The 17,368-nt window shown below is 40.5% G+C and carries 16 protein-coding genes; 15 read left to right on the top strand and 1 reads right to left on the bottom strand.

Going from position 1 to position 17,368, the window contains the following annotated elements:
• Positions 1 to 384: 384 nt before the first annotated feature.
• The 15 genes from G8761_RS10675 (at position 385) to G8761_RS10605 (ending at position 16,340) form a co-directional block, all read left to right on the top strand.
• Positions 385 to 1,383 (top strand): ABC transporter substrate-binding protein, encoded by a 999-nt coding sequence (locus G8761_RS10675; RefSeq protein WP_166026395.1) that lies wholly within the window; start codon positions 385 to 387, stop codon positions 1,381 to 1,383.
• A 104-nt stretch (positions 1,384 to 1,487) separates the two neighbouring features.
• Positions 1,488 to 2,519 carry an ABC transporter permease gene (locus tag G8761_RS10670; protein WP_166026852.1) on the top strand — a complete coding sequence of 344 codons (1,032 nt, stop codon included), beginning with the start codon at positions 1,488 to 1,490 and terminating at the stop codon, positions 2,517 to 2,519.
• Positions 2,494 to 3,288: an ABC transporter ATP-binding protein gene (locus G8761_RS10665; RefSeq protein WP_166026393.1), complete on the top strand. Its 795-nt coding sequence runs from the start codon at positions 2,494 to 2,496 to the stop codon at positions 3,286 to 3,288. The genes G8761_RS10670 and G8761_RS10665 overlap by 26 nt, the downstream gene beginning before the upstream one ends.
• A gap of 24 nt (positions 3,289 to 3,312) precedes the next feature.
• The gene (locus G8761_RS10660) at positions 3,313 to 3,699 is read left to right on the top strand and encodes a thioesterase family protein (RefSeq protein WP_166026391.1); all 387 of its coding nucleotides are present in this window, start codon (positions 3,313 to 3,315) and stop codon (positions 3,697 to 3,699) included.
• Positions 3,700 to 3,825: 126 nt separating this feature from the next.
• The gene (locus G8761_RS10655) at positions 3,826 to 4,971 is read left to right on the top strand and encodes a Leu/Phe/Val dehydrogenase (protein WP_243449979.1); all 1,146 of its coding nucleotides are present in this window, start codon (positions 3,826 to 3,828) and stop codon (positions 4,969 to 4,971) included.
• Positions 4,972 to 4,995: 24 nt separating this feature from the next.
• The gene (pdhA, locus tag G8761_RS10650) at positions 4,996 to 6,066 is read left to right on the top strand and encodes a pyruvate dehydrogenase (acetyl-transferring) E1 component subunit alpha (protein ID WP_166026389.1); all 1,071 of its coding nucleotides are present in this window, start codon (positions 4,996 to 4,998) and stop codon (positions 6,064 to 6,066) included.
• Complete coding sequence (locus tag G8761_RS10645; RefSeq protein ID WP_166026387.1) at positions 6,063 to 7,058, top strand: alpha-ketoacid dehydrogenase subunit beta; 996 nt, start codon at positions 6,063 to 6,065, stop codon at positions 7,056 to 7,058. Before pdhA ends, G8761_RS10645 begins: the two co-directional genes overlap by 4 nt.
• Positions 7,059 to 7,072: 14 nt before the next feature.
• Complete coding sequence (locus G8761_RS10640) at positions 7,073 to 8,329, top strand: dihydrolipoamide acetyltransferase family protein (protein WP_166026385.1); 1,257 nt, start codon at positions 7,073 to 7,075, stop codon at positions 8,327 to 8,329.
• A complete protein-coding gene (gene lpdA / locus G8761_RS10635) occupies positions 8,330 to 9,778 on the top strand; it encodes a dihydrolipoyl dehydrogenase (RefSeq protein WP_166026383.1) in 1,449 nt (482 codons plus the stop codon). It abuts the gene before it with no gap.
• Between the two features lie 101 nt (positions 9,779 to 9,879).
• Positions 9,880 to 10,995, top strand: a complete 1,116-nt coding sequence (hppD, locus tag G8761_RS10630) for a 4-hydroxyphenylpyruvate dioxygenase (protein WP_166026381.1) — start codon at positions 9,880 to 9,882, stop codon at positions 10,993 to 10,995.
• Positions 10,996 to 11,280: 285 nt separating this feature from the next.
• Complete coding sequence (hisC, locus tag G8761_RS10625; protein WP_166026379.1) at positions 11,281 to 12,390, top strand: histidinol-phosphate transaminase; 1,110 nt, start codon at positions 11,281 to 11,283, stop codon at positions 12,388 to 12,390.
• Positions 12,380 to 13,000 carry a flavin reductase family protein gene (locus G8761_RS10620; protein ID WP_166026377.1) on the top strand — a complete coding sequence of 207 codons (621 nt, stop codon included), beginning with the start codon at positions 12,380 to 12,382 and terminating at the stop codon, positions 12,998 to 13,000. Before hisC ends, G8761_RS10620 begins: the two co-directional genes overlap by 11 nt.
• Positions 13,001 to 13,006: 6 nt before the next feature.
• Positions 13,007 to 13,924, top strand: coding sequence for a fumarylacetoacetate hydrolase family protein (locus G8761_RS10615; RefSeq protein ID WP_166026375.1), 918 nt, complete (start codon positions 13,007 to 13,009; stop codon positions 13,922 to 13,924).
• A gap of 13 nt (positions 13,925 to 13,937) precedes the next feature.
• Complete coding sequence (locus G8761_RS10610) at positions 13,938 to 15,098, top strand: homogentisate 1,2-dioxygenase (protein WP_166026373.1); 1,161 nt, start codon at positions 13,938 to 13,940, stop codon at positions 15,096 to 15,098.
• 615 nt (positions 15,099 to 15,713) lie between these two features.
• The gene (locus tag G8761_RS10605; RefSeq protein ID WP_166026371.1) at positions 15,714 to 16,340 is read left to right on the top strand and encodes a CPBP family intramembrane glutamic endopeptidase; all 627 of its coding nucleotides are present in this window, start codon (positions 15,714 to 15,716) and stop codon (positions 16,338 to 16,340) included.
• A gap of 43 nt (positions 16,341 to 16,383) precedes the next feature.
• On the opposite strand, the gene G8761_RS10600 is transcribed toward G8761_RS10605, so the two are convergent.
• Positions 16,384 to 17,247 carry a DegV family protein gene (locus G8761_RS10600; protein WP_166026369.1) on the bottom strand — a complete coding sequence of 288 codons (864 nt, stop codon included), beginning with the start codon at positions 17,245 to 17,247 and terminating at the stop codon, positions 16,384 to 16,386.
• Between the last annotated feature and the right edge of the window lie 121 nt (positions 17,248 to 17,368).

Below are 17,368 nucleotides of genomic sequence, written 5' to 3'. Positions count from 1 at the left end.
GCGACCGAGGAGGCGTGCGCCTGCGCCAAAGAATATTCGAAGAAGCCCTCTTCAGCTAGCAAGTAGCAATTACACAGTTGTTTATCATGAAGTTATTTACAGGCAGCAGCTTGATTGCCAGCGGAAAGGGAGGCTTTTTTGCTTTTATTAACCACAAAGTTGATGAAAAGTGCCTTCTTTATAAAAACGCAATTAAAATCCCCTTGCGATTTTCTATTTTCTTGATATAATTTTATAAATATATCAAATTTTTAGAATATTATTGACTTTAAGAATAATAAAGTGATAGTATAACGATATATTTACGGTGTCTATATTATTTATCATACGATGCCGATTTGTATTACATAAAGAGGTCAGTTTATTTAAAAGAGGGGGATTTTAATGAAAAAACATGTTCGGTCGTTTTCGATTGTTTTGGCCGGAATGCTTCTTCTTGCAGGTTGTGGAAGCAAAGAAACTTCGGGAGGTTCACAAAAAGAAGCTGCCAAAAAAGAATTCAAAATAGGAATCACTCAATTTGCCGAGCATCCATCTCTTGATGCTGCAACAGATGGTTTCAAAAAAGCATTGAAAGATAAGGGAATCAAAGCTAAGTTCGACGAGCAAAATGCACAGGCAGACATGAATAACACTCAGACTATCGCTAATAACTTTGTGGGGAACAAAGTTGATTTAATTTTTGCCAATGCCACTCCTAGTGCTGTTAGTGCTTTGAATGCCACAAAGGATATTCCCATACTGTTTACTTCTGTTACGGATCCTGTTGGGGCAGGACTGGTAAAATCCTTTGATAAACCTGGCAAGAACATTACAGGAACAACAGATAATCATCCAGAAGCAACAGGTAAAACCATTAACTTTATTACAGAAGAAGTGAAAGCCAAGAAAATTGGCGTTGTTTATAATTCAGGGGAACAAAATTCGGTCGTCCAGGTTAAAGCAGTAAAGGAACTGGCTGAGAAAAAAGGGGCAAAGCTTGTAGAGGTATCTGTATCTACATCTGCAGAAGTGAAGCAGGCTGCAGAATCTTTAGTAGGGAGGGTTGATGCTATTTATATTCCTACTGATAATACAGTTGTTTCTGCCCTTGAAACCGTTATTTCGGTCGCTAATAGCAAGAAGATTCCGCTCTTTGTAGGGGAGCTTGATTCAATGAAACGCGGTGCGGTTGCAGCAAGCGGATTTAGCTATTATGACCTTGGATATCAAACCGGGTTAATGGCAGCAGATATCCTTAGCGGTAAAAAGAAACCTTCCGAAATTCCGGTTGAACTTCCAAAAAGCCTGAAGCTCGTTATTAATAAAAAAGCAGCTGAAGCACAGGGCTTAAAGGTAAATCCGGATTGGGAGAAACTTGGAGAATTTTACGATGGTAAGTAATTAACGGTAAGTAATTATAAGTAAGCGGGCGGATGAGGATTAACAACAATCCGCCCCTAATCTGTGTGTTTAAGGCTTAAATTCCAAAAGAGAGGATGATGAAATTGTTTACAGCCATGTTTGGATCCTTCGAATCAGGAATCATCTTCGCAATTATGGCACTAGGTGTATATTTATCCTTTCGAATCCTTGATTTTCCCGATCTAACGGTCGATGGAAGCTTTGTAACGGGAGCGGCGATTTCATCGATTATGATTGTCAACGGCACTAATCCTTTTACTGCTACCATTTTCGCTTTAATCGCTGGTTTTGTGGCAGGCTGCCTGACTGGTATTATCCATACCATCGGAAAAATTAATGCTCTTTTATCTGGTATTTTAATGATGATCGCTCTGTATTCAGTTAATCTTCGAATTATGGGAAGATCAAATATTCCTTTATTGAATACTGATACAGCTTTTACAAGTGTAAGTGGCTTTTTTCAAAAAACAGGGATTGATTCATTTTTAAATAAGCTTTTAACATCAATTGGTCTTGGCGACAGCCTGCCGGAAACATGGGGAATCCTCATTTTTATGGTAGTCGTAACATTTTTGATTAAATGGTTTACCGATTGGTTCCTGAATACCGAAATTGGGCTTGCTGTGCGAGCTACCGGCGATAACAAGCGGATGATCCGGAGCCTTTCTGCAAATACGAATCTGCTGATTATTCTTGGCCTTGGTATTTCTAACGCATTAGTTGCTTTCTCAGGAGCTCTTATCGCTCAGCAGGGAGGATTTGCTGATGTGGGAATGGGAATTGGTATGATCATCATTGGTCTTGCATCGGTCATTATCGGGGAAGCGCTTTTTGGCACAAAAACGATTGCCCGTACAACACTTGCTGTTATTGGCGGTTCGATCATTTATAGAATTGTGGTCACTCTGGCGCTGAGAATTGAATTCCTGAACCCCGGTGATATGAAAATGATTACGGCGGCTATCGTCATTATTGCCCTGACGGCCCCGAAAATTGTTGAAGGTTCTAAAGAAAGAAAAAGAAAATCACGCAGGAAAACAGAGCGTATGAATGTTGTTCCTATCCCAGCAGACCGAAAGGGGGATAATCATGCTGCACTTAAATCAAATTCATAAGGTGTTTAATGAAGGAACCCCTGATGAAAAAATCGCAATCGATCATGTGGATTTGTCGCTAAAACCTGGTGACTTTGTCACTGTTATCGGAAGCAATGGGGCCGGAAAGTCAACATTAATGAATATTATTTCGGGTGTTCTTACTCCTGATGTAGGTGAAATCCACCTTGATAGCAAAAACGTAACGAATATGACCGAGTACAACAGATCCAAACTAATCGGCCGCGTATTTCAGGATCCCATGGCAGGAACGGCACCAACGATGACGATTGAAGAAAATTTGGCTATGGCATATTCCCGCAATAAGACAAGAACCTTTCGGCGTGGTGTGACAAAAAGCAGACGTGAATTTTTCAAGGAAGTATTGGAGTCTCTGCATCTAGGTCTTGAAAATCGCTTAACCGCAAAGGTTGGACTATTATCAGGCGGAGAACGCCAGGCTCTATCTTTGCTAATGGCAACCTTTACGGAACCAGCCATACTTCTTCTGGATGAACATACAGCAGCATTAGACCCCTCTAGAGCAGAGCTAATCACTAACCTGACAAGAGAAATTGTTGATCGGTATAAGTTAACCACCATGATGGTAACTCACAATATGCAGCAGGCAATTGATCTGGGAAACAGATTGATTATGATGGATAAGGGACAAATCATTTTTGAGGTTGATGAAGAAGAAAAGAAAAAGTTGACTATTGAAACCCTGCTCCTGGAATTTCAAAGGATTCGTGGAGTCCAAATGGCAAATGACCGGGCAATTTTATCATAAATATCTTTTATATAGGGGTTTACGATGAAACCAGGTATTCATGTTGGCCAGTCTATTAGTATTGAAGTGGAAGTTACAGAGGAAATGTTTCCCTGCTTTGAAGGAAAGCTAGTGCATCCGGTTTATTCTACCGCTTCTTTGGTCCATCATATGGAGTGGGCTTCAAGGCTTTTGCTTCTGCCATATCTTGAGGAAGGGGAAGAAGGCATGGGTGCTTCTGTAAATGTTAAACATTTAGCTCCTTCCATTTTAGGTGAACGGGTGCACTTAACAGCAGAAATCAAAAAAGTGACAGTCAATTCCCTAATTACCGAAGTACGGGCTGAAACCCAAAAAGGAATTATTGGGACTGGCGAGGTGAAGCAGGTCATCCTGCTAAAAAGCAAAATTCAGGAATTTTTAAAATCATAATTTGTTAGAAAAAAAGAAACAGCCTTTTAGGTTTGTTTCTTTCGTATTTTAATAGGAATAATTTACTTTAAAGCGGCAAAGCGATATTGGTTAATTTTTAAATAATGGTTTTGGAGGTTAAGAAAAATGAAAGCGTTATCATCCTTTGAAGGAGAGAAAATCAGCATGGATATCTTTCAAAAAATCAACGGACATGAACAAGTTGTTTTTTGTAATGATGAGGCTACTGGCCTGAAAGCAATTATTGCGATTCACAGTACACAATTGGGTCCGGCTCTTGGTGGCTGCCGGATGCTGCCCTATAAATCAACCGAGGCAGCTCTCGAGGATGTTCTAAGACTCTCCAGGGGAATGACGTATAAGTGTGCTGCGTCCGATGTCGATTTTGGCGGCGGTAAATCTGTCATTATCGGAGATCCAACCAAGGATAAAAGCCCTGAACTTTTCAGGGCTTTCGGACAGTTCGTTGACTCTTTAAACGGGCGCTTTTACACAGGAACAGATATGGGAACCAGCCCTGAAGACTTTGTCCATGCCATGAAGGAAACTAATTGTATTGTAGGGGTTGACGAAGCGTATGGCGGCAGTGGTGACTCCTCCGTTCCAACTGCACTCGGGGTTATCTACGGAATCCAGGCGACAAACCGTGCAATTTGGGGGTCCGATTCCCTCGCAGGAAGAGGCTACTCCATCCAGGGACTTGGAAAAGTTGGATTAAAGGTTGCAGAGCACCTGCTTGATGCAGGAGCAGATTTATATGTGACAGATATTAACCTTGATGCTATTGAACGGCTATCAGAAAAGGCAAAGACCATGGGAGCCAGCATTAAGGCTGTAAATAGTGAAGAAATTTATACTGTACCAGCAGATGTCTTCGTACCATGTGCACTAGGCGGGATTATAAATGATGACACTATTCCGCTTCTAAAGGTAACGGCAATTGCGGGTTCGGCTAATAATCAGCTGCTTGAACTTAGGCATGGGGAAATGCTGCAAGCCAGGGGAATTTTATATGCTCCGGATTATATCGTAAATGCAGGAGGATTAATACAGGTAGCTGATGAGCTGTATTCTTCAAATAAAGAGAGAGTTCTTCAAAAAACGAGGGCTATTTATGACACTCTTACAGATGTTTACCGTCATGCAGAGGCAGATGGAAAAACAACAGTAGAAGCAGCAAATTATTTTTGTGAAAGCAGAATTGCTGCCAGATCAAAAAGAAATAGCTTTTTCTCCCATACAAAGCGACCTAAATGGGCGGTCCGTTCATAAATCTTTGAAAGTAAGGTGATCAAAATGGAAATCAGCTTTCCAATTATACAAATGATCGACCAAAACGGAAATATCACTAAGGAGCAATATCAGAACCAGATTACAGAGGATTTAATAAGAAATTTTTATAAGCATATGTTCCGTATGCGCCTTTTCGATAGGAAAGCAATCAGCCTGCAAAGACAGGGAAGAATTGGCACATATGCCCCCTTTGAAGGACAGGAGGCGGCCCAGGCAGGCAGTGCTCTTGCTTTGGAAAAAGACGACTGGTTATTTCCAACCTACCGGGACCATGGTGCAGCTATGGTTTTCGGTCATTCTTTAAGGCAAATCCTGCTGTTCTGGAACGGTAGAAATGAGGGATGCATCCCGCCTGAAGGGAAAAAGATTTTTCCTCCCGGTATTCCAATTGCTACTCAAATTCCTCATGCAGCCGGTGCGGCATATGCTGAAAAGTTAAAAGGGAACAAAAATGCTGCCATTGTTTATTTTGGTGACGGTGCAACCTCCGAAGGAGATTTTCATGAAGGATTAAACTTTGCCAGTGTCGTGAAAGCACCAGTTGTCTTTTTTAATCAAAATAATGGTTATGCCATTTCTGTTCCTACAGAAAAACAAATGAATTCAAAAACCATTGCCCAAAAGTCTCTTGCCTATGATATTCCTGGAGTAAGAGTGGATGGAAATGATGTGTTCGCTGTTTACTTTGAAACCTTGAGTGCACTTGAAAGAGCCCGAAACGGTCAAGGGCCTACTTTAATAGAAGCAGTAACCTGGAGGAAGGGGGCTCATACCACCGCAGACGATCCGTCAAAATACCGGGATCAGGAAGAAAGCAAAATTTTTCAGGAGCAATTGGATCCTTTGAAAAGATTAGAACGAATAATGAAAAATAAAGGGATTTATAACGAGAATTGGATTAAGTCAATCGAAGAGGTAGCAGTCAAAGAAATTGATCAGGCTGTATCGGATATGGAAGCCTTCCCTCCCCCTGATCCGGCAAACATTTTTGATCATGTTTTCGCTGAACTGGTCTGGCCACTTCAAAAACAAAAAGAAGAATATCTGGCATTGATAGGCGGTGAAATAGAATGAGCACGGCAACAGGAACCCAAACAATGACCTTTATCCAGGCAGTAAATGATGCCTTGTCGATTATGCTTGAGGAGAATTCCAATGTCATCCTGATGGGTGAAGATATAGGGAAAAACGGTGGGGTCTTTCGGGCAACAGACGGATTACAGGAAAGGTTCGGAGAGAAAAGGGTAATGGACACACCTTTAAGTGAGGCTGGTTTTATTGGAGCCGCTATAGGGATGGCTGTAAATGGTTTTATCCCTGTCACTGAAATTCAATTTCTTGGATTTATTTATCCAGCATACGAACAAATAATGACACATGCTTCCCGCCTGCGGATGAGAACAATGGGGCATTTTTCAGTTCCCATGGTTATCCGCGCACCTTATGGGGCTGGGGTAAGAGCACCGGAAATACATTGTGACAGTACAGAAGCTCTTTTTACCCATATGCCGGGAATTAAAGTGGTCTGCCCTTCTTCACCTGGCGATGCTAAAGGGCTCTTAATAGCAGCAATTGAGGATCCTGATCCTGTTCTTTTCCTTGAACCAATGAGGTGTTATCGGTCAGTCAGGGAGGAAGTGCCAGATAGAAAATATACTATTGAAATCGGAAAAGGCAAAAAGCTGATCGAAGGCTGCGATGTTACTCTTCTCACATGGGGTGCAATGGTTCCTCCAGCCATCAAAGCAGCAGAGGAAATGAAAGAAAAAGGGATTAGCTGCGAGGTTATCGATTTAAGAACGCTTTATCCGCTTGATCGGGATATTATTGCTGAGTCGGTCCAAAAAACAGGGAGGACGATCATTGTCCATGAGGCCCACGGGACAGGTGGAGTGGGGAATGACATTATGTCAATTATCAATGACACTTCTTTTCTTTATCAAAAAGCACCCGCTGAAAGAGTTACAGGCTTCGATGCACCAGTACCTTACTTTGGGTTCGAAGACCATTACCTGCCGAATGCAAGACGTATTGTTCATGCAATTGAAAAAGTAATCCGCTTTTAAGGAGGTGAACCAAGTTGGAAGTTAAACTGCATGATATTGGAGAAGGCATGACAGAGGCTGATATCAACTGCTTTCTCGTAAAGCCAGGAGACATGGTAAAAGCAGATGATCCCCTTGTTGAGGTACAAACCGACAAAATGACAGCAGAAATCCCATCGCCAGTCTCTGGAAGAGTAGGGGCCTTTAAGGTAACTGAAGGGCAGAGGGTTAGGGTAGGAACAACACTATTAATTCTTGAAACAGCTGATGTATCAACCGTAAATCAGCCAGCCATTTCATTACCTGAAAAGACATCTTTTCACCAAGAAGTATTTGAATCATCTAATGGTGTTCTAAATAATTGTAACCAAATAAAATACAAAAGAATTCTTGCGTCTCCATTTACCAGAAAGATAGCAAGAGACCATAAAGTAGATATTGAAAAAATCCAGGGAACTGGTCCGGCAGGCAGAGTTACTGACGAGGATGTATACCAGTTCATCGGCCAACAGAACGAAGAGAAGCCAAAGGAAGAATTATTTGTTACTGTCATTAAGGAAAAACAGGAGAGTCAGCCAGCAAAGGAAGAATATATACAGGGCACTACCCTGCCTTTCCGTGGACGCAGAAAACAAATAGCCAGGAAAATGCACCAATCTGTTTACACCATTCCTCATTGTACCCATTTCGAGGAGGTAGATGTAACAGAATTGATCCATTTCCGTGGGGAGTTAAAGAAAGAAAAAGAAAACATATCAGCTACTGTGTTTTTCATGAAAGCATTGTCAGTTTGCCTAAAGAAATATCCCATTTTTAATGCCGTGCTGGAGGAAGAGAAAGAAAGGATTAGGCTTATATCTGAGCACCATATTGGTGTTGCAGTTGAAACTGAAGATGGCTTGATTGTACCCGTTGTAAAAGATATCGACAAAAAATCACTTCGCGAAATACATCAGGAAATGAAGGATCTAACCCAGAAAGCCTTAAGGGACCAGTTAACTATTCCTGATATTTCGGGAGGAACTTTTACCATCAGTAATGTAGGCCCTCTTGGGGGAAGCCTTGGGGCAACGCCTATTATCCTGCATCCTCAGGTTGCATTGGTTTCATTTCATAAAACAAAAAAAATGCCGGTAGTAATGGAGGATGATCAGATTGCTATTCGTTCTGTTATGAACATTTCGATGTCCTTTGATCATCGGGTTGCAGACGGGGCAACAGCAGTAAGGTTTACGAATCTATTCTCGGAATATATTAAAAATCCTAAAAAGCTTTTACTGGAGTTGATTTAAATGGTCGTTGGAGAAATGGCCCATGAAAGGGATTTGGTCATTATTGGCGGCGGCCCAGGGGGATATCATGCAGCTATCCGTGCTTCACAGCTCGGCCAAAAGGTTACTCTGATTGAAAAGGAAGAGCTCGGAGGAATCTGTCTAAATAAAGGCTGCATTCCATCCAAGCTTCTAACTGCCCAGGCGAAAAAACATCGGGAAATTTTAAGTGCGGGCAATATGGGTTTTGAAATTGGCAGCTTGAAAATAAACATTGATAAACAGGCCTCTAATCGAAAAAAAGTGATTGACCAGTTGAAAAAAGGGATTGAGGCACTTTGCCAGGCAAACAAGGTAGAGCTCCTTAAAGGAAGTGCATATTTTTTATCAACTGATCGAATTGGAGTAGAGAATGGAGACAGTTTTGAGGTTTACCGGTTTAAAAATGCCATTATTGCAGCAGGAGCAAAACCTGCTGTGACTCCGGGCATCTCTTTTGACGGTAAAAGAATACACAATAAGTGGACGGTTTCTTTCTTAGATCAAATTCCTGGCCATCTTGTGGTATACGGAAGTGACGTAAATGCGCTGGAAATAGCTGCTGCCTACAGAACCTTGGGTTCAGAGGTTACCCTTTTGCTTGAAAAAGGAAAAAAAGATTTTAACTTTGATTCATCGGTTACCAAAGAATTAAAAAGGATTTTTAAGAAGGAAAAAATATCGATTCTTATAGATTCTGAGATACAAAGTACTGAAATAAACCAGGAAGGTGTAATACTTACCTATAAAGCTGGCAGTGATGAAAGGACTCTTACTTGCACCCATTTATTTATTTCATCAAAAAACAAACCAAATACCTATGATATTGGAGCAGACCGGCTTGGAGTAGGAATGAACTCAGAAGGATTTATACAGGCAGACCGGCAGTGCCGAACTTCAATGCCTAATATATATGCTATTGGAGATATAACGGAGGGTCCTCCTCTGGCACTTAGGGCAATCAGTCAGGGGAAAGCTGCAGCAGAAGCAATCGCTGGCCTCTCTCCTGAAATCGACTTGCGCTTTATGCCTAAAGTAGTTCATACAATCCCGCCTATTGCTACAGTGGGATTAACTGAGGAAGAGGCTGCAGAACAGGGGCTAAATATAAAAATTGGCCATTTTCCTCTTATGTCAAACGGTTATTCTGCCCTTTCCGGAAAAAAAGAAGGGTTTATAAAAGTAGTTTCCGAGGTGGATACTCATTTAATTCTTGGTATCCATATAATGGGTGAAGGGGCACTGGAATTAATCTCTGCCGGAACTATTGCCCTTGAAATGGCGGCAAGGGATGAAGATTTAACATTCCCGCTCTATCCTCATCCAAGTATCAGCGAGGGAGTGTTAGAAGCTGCAGAAATGCTGAATGGAAAGGCAATACACATTCCGCCGAAGCCAAAAAATGAAAAGATGAAAGCAAAGCTTCTTTAATACTGAAAAGCGTTTTTTTAGCTTTAGAACGAACTCTTGAGAAGATCGATTAATTTTTAATACCATTAATTCAGAAAATTAAAATATTAGGAGGGCTATATATGAAAGAACAAGTATTAAAATCTGAAACATTAACAGAGGACTTTTTCCCGGTAAGAGATGTCGATTACCTTGAAATTTACACAGGAAATGCTAAACAAGCATGTCACTTTTTTGCCACGGCCTACGGTTTTAAACCTGTTGCGTATTCTGGCTTGGAAACAGGGAACCGCGAGACTGTTTCCTATGTGCTTCAGCAAAAGAAAATAAGGTTGGTAATCACAGGTTCTCTTACAGAAAAAAGCAGAATTTCATCCTTTGTAAAGACACATGGCGATGGAGTAAAGGATGTAGCACTACTTGTTGATGATGTAGAAAAGGCATTTCATGAAGCAGTAGAGCGTGGTGCCATTGCTATTGCAGCCCCTTTTGAGCTCAGTGATGCTCATGGATCCATTAAAAAGGCTGTCCTAGGCACATATGGTGATACCATTCATACTCTTGTGGAAAGAAAAAATTACAGCGGTGTTTTTATGCCTGGCTTTGAACCATATACCTTTAGCCTTCCAGTTGTAGATGCAGGTTTAATCGGTATTGATCACGTAGTTGGCAATGTAGAAAGCATGGATGAGTGGGTAGAGTACTATTCAAAGGTAATGGGCTTTAAGGAAATGAAGCACTTCACCGATGACGATATCAGTACAGAATACTCCGCGCTTATGTCGAAGGTAATGCATAACGGAGGAAGAATAAAGTTCCCGATTAACGAGCCGGCAGAAGGTAAACGTAAATCTCAAATTCAGGAATATCTTGAGTTTTACAACGGAGCTGGAGTACAGCATCTTGCCATCCTGACAGAGGATATCGTATCAACAGTAGCCACATTGAAAAAGAACGGTGTTGAATTTTTGTCCACTCCAGAAAGTTATTATGAAGCCCTTGGTGAGCGTGTGGGAAAAATCGACGAGGATATAGCAAAGCTGCGTGAGCTAAGCATTCTTGTAGACCGGGATGACGAAGGATATCTCCTACAAATCTTTACAAAACCAATTGTAGACCGTCCCACTCTATTTATTGAAATTATTCAGCGTAAAGGCGCCCGTGGATTTGGAGAAGGAAACTTTAAAGCATTGTTTGAGTCAATTGAGCGCGAACAAGAAAAACGTGGGAATCTATAGGAAAATATTCCGATCATAGATTAAAAAAGGGAGAATATATTCTCCCTTTTTTAGCTAATCAGAATTGATATCCTTAAAAATTCTAAACGCACGACGGGCAGGATAAGAAGGCTTCGTTAGCGATATCACAGCACGAAGGAAGAGCAGCAGCTTTTCCGGAGATGTCATAGACAGGCGAAAGGCACAGCGATGAGCGGTTTTTAGCGTGATAAGTAAAACTAAGGCATCCGCCAAAGGGACTTTGCGAATGCCAAGTTTTTCTAATAGATAGGGGGGCAAGCTAGGATGCTAGTTAAGCCGATAAATGAATTAGAGAGTATTCCATACCAGACGGGAGAAACGCTTGAAGAGCTTTGTAAAAGGTATGGCGTTCAAGAGATGATTAAAATGTCTGACAATGAAAATCCATATGGTTTTTCGCCGTCTGTAAAGGAAGTTATTTTAAAAAACACGGAAAAGGTGCATTTTTACCCAGATGGCAGCTGCACCAATCTTGCTGCAAAGCTCGCTTCCTTCCATCAGCTGCCGGAGGATCGTTTTATTATTGGAAATGGATCGGATGAAATCATTCGTATTTTGACTAGAGCTTTTATCAATAAAAATGACGAATCAGTCATGGCAGCTGCTACTTTTCCACGGTACCAAACAAATGTCATTATTGAAGGCGGTATTCCTGTTACCGTACCTCTGATGGCTGGAATCCATGATTTGGAGGCCATGAAAGCAGAGATTAACCAAAAAACAAAAATGGTTTTTATCTGTAACCCTAATAATCCAACCGGAACAATTACAGGAAAAATAGAACTCCTTAATTTTATTAATTCTGTCCCAGAAAATATTTTAATAGTGATTGATGAAGCCTACGCCGAGTATGTTACATCGATCAATTACCTCGAAACGATTCCATTGGTGGAACAGTTTCCAAATCTTGTAATATTAAGGACTTTTTCAAAAATATATGGACTTGCAGGACTGCGGGTGGGGTACGGAGTAATGCACCCGAAAACTGCAAAGGAATTAAAAAAGACTAAGGATGTATTCAATATAAATGTTTTTGCCCAGGCTGCTGCTTCAGCAGCACTGATGGATCAGAAGTTTGTTCAAAGGTCCTCTGAAGATAATTCTAGGGAGAGAGAATATGTAAGTAATGGATTGAGAAAAGCAGGATATAATTCGTTTCCTTCAGAAACCAATTTCCTATATGTACCCTTAAATGACCAGGCCCCAGCTATATTCGAATCTCTTTTAAAGGCGGGTCTTCTGGTAAAACCAATGCCGATTCCTGGGATTACGAACGGTATGCGGGTCACATTGGGTAACAGAGAGACAAACGATAGATTTCTGCAAGTACTTCATTCCTATTCAAGGAAAGGAGTTGTGTACCTTGGAGATTAACCCACAAAGCTTGGAATGGCGTGATGCCTATAAACTTCTTATCGGCTCCATTTTGCCTAGGCCAATTGCATTTGTATCAACAGTCAATAAGGGCGGAGTTGCAAATGCTGCACCTTTCAGTTTTTTTACTGCCATATGTGCAGATCCAATGCTGATTTGCTTTTCACCAATGAGAAGAGGGACTGATGCTGCAAAGAAAGATACTCTCACAAATATTGAAGAAACTGGTGAGTTTGTCGTCAATATTGTCAGCCAGGACCTGGCTGTACAAATGAATGAGTGTGCACCGGAATATCCTGCCGATGTAGATGAAATGGAAGCAGCGGGATTAACAAAGGAAAAAAATGCTGCTGTTAGACCGCCGCGGATAAAAGAGTCCCCAGTCCATCTTGAATGCAGACTAGAACAGGTTCTCCACTTTGGAGAGCAGCCAGGAGCAGGAAGCCTTATTATAGGAAAGGTTCTTCATGTCCATATAAATGACGTGTTGTACGACAACGGAAGAATTGACAGCCAGAAGCTAATGCCCGTTGGCAGGATGGCAGGGAATACCTATACAAACCCGCTTGCAGATTTATTTGAATTAATTCGTAAAACAGAAATTAGGTGATAACAAATGAAATGGATCAGTTTTTTAAAAGAAGATGGAAAACAGAGGTGCGGCATTCTTTCAGAAGAGGGCTTTGTCATTGATATTCATGAAGCAACATGTAGTGAACTGCCTGATAATTTGCTGGAATATCTTGAAGGCTTGTCCTTGCACGAAGAAAAAGTAAAGGCGCTGACTTCCTTAAAATTATCTGATAAGGGTACTTATCCTTTTAAAAGTATTAAGCTGCTGGCTCCGCTGCCAAAACCAAAAAGCTTACGTGATTTCTATGCATTCGAACAGCATGTTAAAACAGCAAGGGAGAATCGAGGACTGGAAATGATTCCAGAATGGTATGAAATTCCTGTTTTTTATTTTTCAAACCATATGGCTATTAAAGGGCCAGGGGAAACTATCAATAAACCGGGTGAGTGTGAATGGCTGGACTATGAGCTTGAAGTGGCAGCTGTAATAGGGAAAGAGGGAAGTGATATCCCGGCGGCTGAAGCAGAGAATTATATTTTTGGATTTATGATTTTGAACGACTGGAGTGCCAGGGACCTTCAAAGAAAAGAAATGAAGGTGGGCCTTGGTCCTGCAAAAGGCAAAGATTTTGCCACTTCAACCGGACCTTGGATTTTAACAAAAGAAGAATTAGAGGATTACAGAAAAGGCAAGGGCTACAATCTTCAAATGACAGCACATGTTAATGGAAAATTGTTATCTCAGGGAAATATGGGAGATTTATATTATTCGTTTGGAGAAATGATTGAAAGGGCTTCTGCAGGGGTTACTCTTTATCCTGGAGAAATCATAGGATCTGGGACAGTAGGAACAGGGTGCATACTTGAGCTAGGAGCTGATGCACACAGGTGGCTGCAGCCAGGGGACGAAGTAGAATTACAAATAGAGAAACTTGGAGTTTTGAAAAATAAAATAGAATAAAGAGGGATGAAAAATGTTCTATCGCCAAATGGGCAAAATTCCAAAGAAACGGCATACAATCTTTGGTAAGGAGGATGGCTCGTTATACAGAGAACAAGTAATGGGAACAAGAGGATTCTCTGGTTCGCAATCCATTCTTTACCATCACTACCTGCCAACTGAAGTTGAAAAGGCAGAATTAGTTAAAAGCTATCTGCCCGAATACGAAGAGCAGGCAGCTCTTAAACACCGCCATTTTATTACTGATAGTATTTCTTTAAAAGGTAATGCGCTAGATGCCAGGGAGTATTTACTTGGGAACCAGGATTTACTGATTGGAACCATTAACGTTAGCGAGCCAATGGAGAGCTTTTACCGAAACGGCGATGGAGATGAGATGCTCTTTATTCATAGAGGGTTTGGTAAGGTAGAATCTATGTTCGGTACTATTTCCTACAGGCCAGGAGATTATATTGTTATTCCAATCGGTACCATATTCAGGGTAATTCCAGAAGGAGATGAAAATACAAAAATCCTGTTTATTGAATCCTTCACTCAGATCACCACACCGAAAAGGTACAGGAATGAGTATGGACAGCTCCTTGAACACAGTCCGTTTTGCGAGCGGGATATCCGCGGTCCAGAGAAGCTGGAAACCTTTGAACAAAAAGGCGAGTTTGAGGTTCTGACCAAATCCAGGGGATATATCCACTCCCATATCCTTGGCCACCATCCCTTGGACGTAGTTGGCTGGGATGGTTACCTTTATCCATGGACTTTTAATATTGGAGATTTTGAACCAATAACAGGGCGTATCCACCAGCCCCCGCCAGTTCATCAAACATTTGAGGGGAATAATTTTGTTGTTTGCTCGTTCGTCCCGCGCCTTTACGACTATCATCCGGAGGCTATTCCAGCACCGTACAATCATAGTAATGTCAATAGTGATGAACTGCTTTATTATGTTGAAGGCAATTTTATGAGCCGTAAAGGGATTCAGGTAGGAAGCATCACGCTTCACCCATCTGGCATACCGCATGGACCGCACCCTGGGAAAACGGAAGGAAGTATTGGCAAAAAAGAAACATTAGAACTAGCTGTCATGATCGACACCTTCCATCCTTTAAAAATAGTAAAGAATGCAGGAAACATAGAAGATCCAAACTATATGTATTCCTGGTCAGAAAAAAAATAAAGGTATTACCCATCCTGCACACAGCGGGGTGGGTTTCATTTTAAAAATTGTTCCTGTTAAAAGATATTATTGAAATAGGCTCTTTTCTAATAAATTGTTGCTATTTGAAGGAACTGTGAGAAAAAATAGGCGAGACTCCTCGAAAATGTATACGCATTTCCTTATGCGTGGGCAATTTCCATGATGCAATTTCAATGTCCTGCGGGAAAAGCAAGCCAGGCGAGCCCCCACAGTTCGTTAGCGACCGAGGCGGCGTGCTCCTGCGCCATAGAATATTCGATGAAGTTGCCCTTCAGCTCGTCGCAAAGCTGCAAGTAGTGGCACACAGATGTTTATCACGAAGTTATTTACAGGCAGAAGCTTGATTGCCCGCGGAAAGCGAGTCTATTTTTACTTTTATAAACAACAAAGTTTACGAAAAGAGCCTTGAAATATAAGGGAATCTGCAAAATTATAGCTGAAAATTGAAGTGTTAACAAAAGCTAAGAAATTTCTAAAGTAGCTCATCACCATATCAGACTAAAGTTTTTATTGTTGTTTTTTCAGCTAAGTTGATTGGAGATAAAATAAAAAGACAAGTTTAACAGAACTTAAAAGGTTTAAGGAGGTGATTCAATGAAAAGGTCGGAAATATATGCACTTATCATTTATTTTATGAGTCTCTTTGGAGTAAAAGCATTTCTTGATTATATTGATATTGATGTTAAAACAAGAGCAATGATAAATCTAGTAATTTTCCCCGTTATTTTAGTACTATTAATTTTTATACTAAGAAGAGAACTGGAACAGCCTTTATTTAAAGGGAGGCCTATTTCTTTTGGAAAAGTTATTCTTTGGATAATTGGAGGTTTTATTGCTGTAATAGCTGCCCAAAAATTTGCTGTGCTTTTAAAAGAGCGCTTGTTGGGAATTGAACCAGAGGGAGCAGCAACAGATAGCTTAATAAGGGCTCTTCCTTTTTTAATTGTATCTTCATCCTTTTTTGCCCCAATAACAGAGGAGATTATATTTAGGAGAATCATTGCAAGATTCCTGATCGTCAGGATAAATCCCTTTACTGGAATCATCCTGTCTGCGGTTATTTTTGCAGCTATTCATTTATCATGGCAAGGTTTTTTAAATTTATTTTTTGTAGGCATTATTTTAGGTTATTCCTTTTACAAAACAAACAGATTGCTCGTTCCTTTTGGGATACATATTCTATTAAATTTGTTAATTGATATCATTGAACTAATAGCATAATAAATAGAGGTTGTCCCCAAAACCGGAACAACCTCTTTGTTTTTTATTCTTTTATCCCTTCCTTATGAAACTGGATAGCAAGAGTTCCTTCACCAGAATGAACGGCAATGGTGGAGCTGATCTCTCCTATTACTGTATTTACAGAAGGGAACACTGCTTTAATCTTCTGTTCCAATTCTTTAGCTTTTTCTGGTACATTTCCACGCATAATTTGAACCTCGGAAATATGAAACTTTTCCATGTTTTCACCGAGAAGTTCAATTAATCTATTCACGGATTTCTTCTCTGTACGGACCTTTTCATAAAGCTCAAATTCACCTTTTCGGTTCATTCGAATAATCGGCCTTATTTGAAGAATATTTCCCAAGAGGTATTGAGTACCCGACATTCGGCCGCCTTTATAAAATTGCTCAAGGTTTCCCAGGAGTATATAGTTTTCAAGATTCTCTGTTTCTACACGTAGTTTTGACGAGATTTCTTCTAGAGTCAGACCTTCTTTTTCCCATTCTATACCCATCTTCAATAATGAGGTTATAGCATAACCCATTGATTTGGAGTCAACCGTTTCAAGTGTAAATTCAGCCATTTCGGCACCTGACTTGCAGCTATAAAGAGTTCCGCTAAGCTGAGTTGAAATATGAATAGCAATTGCACCTTCATATTCTTCCTTCAGCTTTTCAAATAAACTTAAAAATTTGCCAGAAGATGGCTGTGAAGTTTTTGGGATTTCTTTTTCTCTCTTTATTCGTGAATAAAGTTCTTCTGTATCTAAATCGATACCATCCTGAAATGCTTCAGTTCCAAAAATGATATCAAGCGGAACAACATAAACATCGGGATTGTCTATTAAATCCTTTGTCATATATACGGTACTGTCCGTAATCCAGGCCATTTTCTTTTTGGTCATTTATGGATATTCCTTTTCGTTTATTAGTTAGAGTATTATTATTTTCCGTTTATGTTAATGGATATTCTCCATTAAAAGGTTCAACTTATTATATCTTATTTTCCCGAGAAAATGGGGTTTT

Source organism: Neobacillus terrae (assembly GCF_011393025.1).
Classification (GTDB): domain Bacteria; phylum Bacillota; class Bacilli; order Bacillales; family Cytobacillaceae; genus Neobacillus_A; species Neobacillus_A terrae.
This window is presented reverse-complemented; position numbering and strand designations above follow the sequence as displayed.

Bases quoted from the DNA above. Each gene is read 5' to 3' on its own strand.
- hisC (WP_166026379.1), top strand. From the start codon at position 11,281: ATGCTAGTTAAGCCGATAAATGAATTAGAGAGTATTCCATACCAGACG.
- G8761_RS10665 (WP_166026393.1), top strand. From the start codon at position 2,494: ATGCTGCACTTAAATCAAATTCATAAGGTGTTTAATGAAGGAACCCCT.
- G8761_RS10645 (WP_166026387.1), top strand. From the start codon at position 6,063: ATGAGCACGGCAACAGGAACCCAAACAATGACCTTTATCCAGGCAGTA.
- G8761_RS10655 (WP_243449979.1), top strand. From the start codon at position 3,826: ATGAAAGCGTTATCATCCTTTGAAGGAGAGAAAATCAGCATGGATATC.
- G8761_RS10605 (WP_166026371.1), top strand. From the start codon at position 15,714: ATGAAAAGGTCGGAAATATATGCACTTATCATTTATTTTATGAGTCTC.
- lpdA (WP_166026383.1), top strand. From the start codon at position 8,330: ATGGTCGTTGGAGAAATGGCCCATGAAAGGGATTTGGTCATTATTGGC.
- G8761_RS10615 (WP_166026375.1), top strand. From the start codon at position 13,007: ATGAAATGGATCAGTTTTTTAAAAGAAGATGGAAAACAGAGGTGCGGC.
- G8761_RS10675 (WP_166026395.1), top strand. From the start codon at position 385: ATGAAAAAACATGTTCGGTCGTTTTCGATTGTTTTGGCCGGAATGCTT.
- G8761_RS10610 (WP_166026373.1), top strand. From the start codon at position 13,938: ATGTTCTATCGCCAAATGGGCAAAATTCCAAAGAAACGGCATACAATC.
- hppD (WP_166026381.1), top strand. From the start codon at position 9,880: ATGAAAGAACAAGTATTAAAATCTGAAACATTAACAGAGGACTTTTTC.
- pdhA (WP_166026389.1), top strand. From the start codon at position 4,996: ATGGAAATCAGCTTTCCAATTATACAAATGATCGACCAAAACGGAAAT.
- G8761_RS10660 (WP_166026391.1), top strand. From the start codon at position 3,313: ATGAAACCAGGTATTCATGTTGGCCAGTCTATTAGTATTGAAGTGGAA.
- G8761_RS10600 (WP_166026369.1), bottom strand. From the start codon at position 17,247: ATGACCAAAAAGAAAATGGCCTGGATTACGGACAGTACCGTATATATG.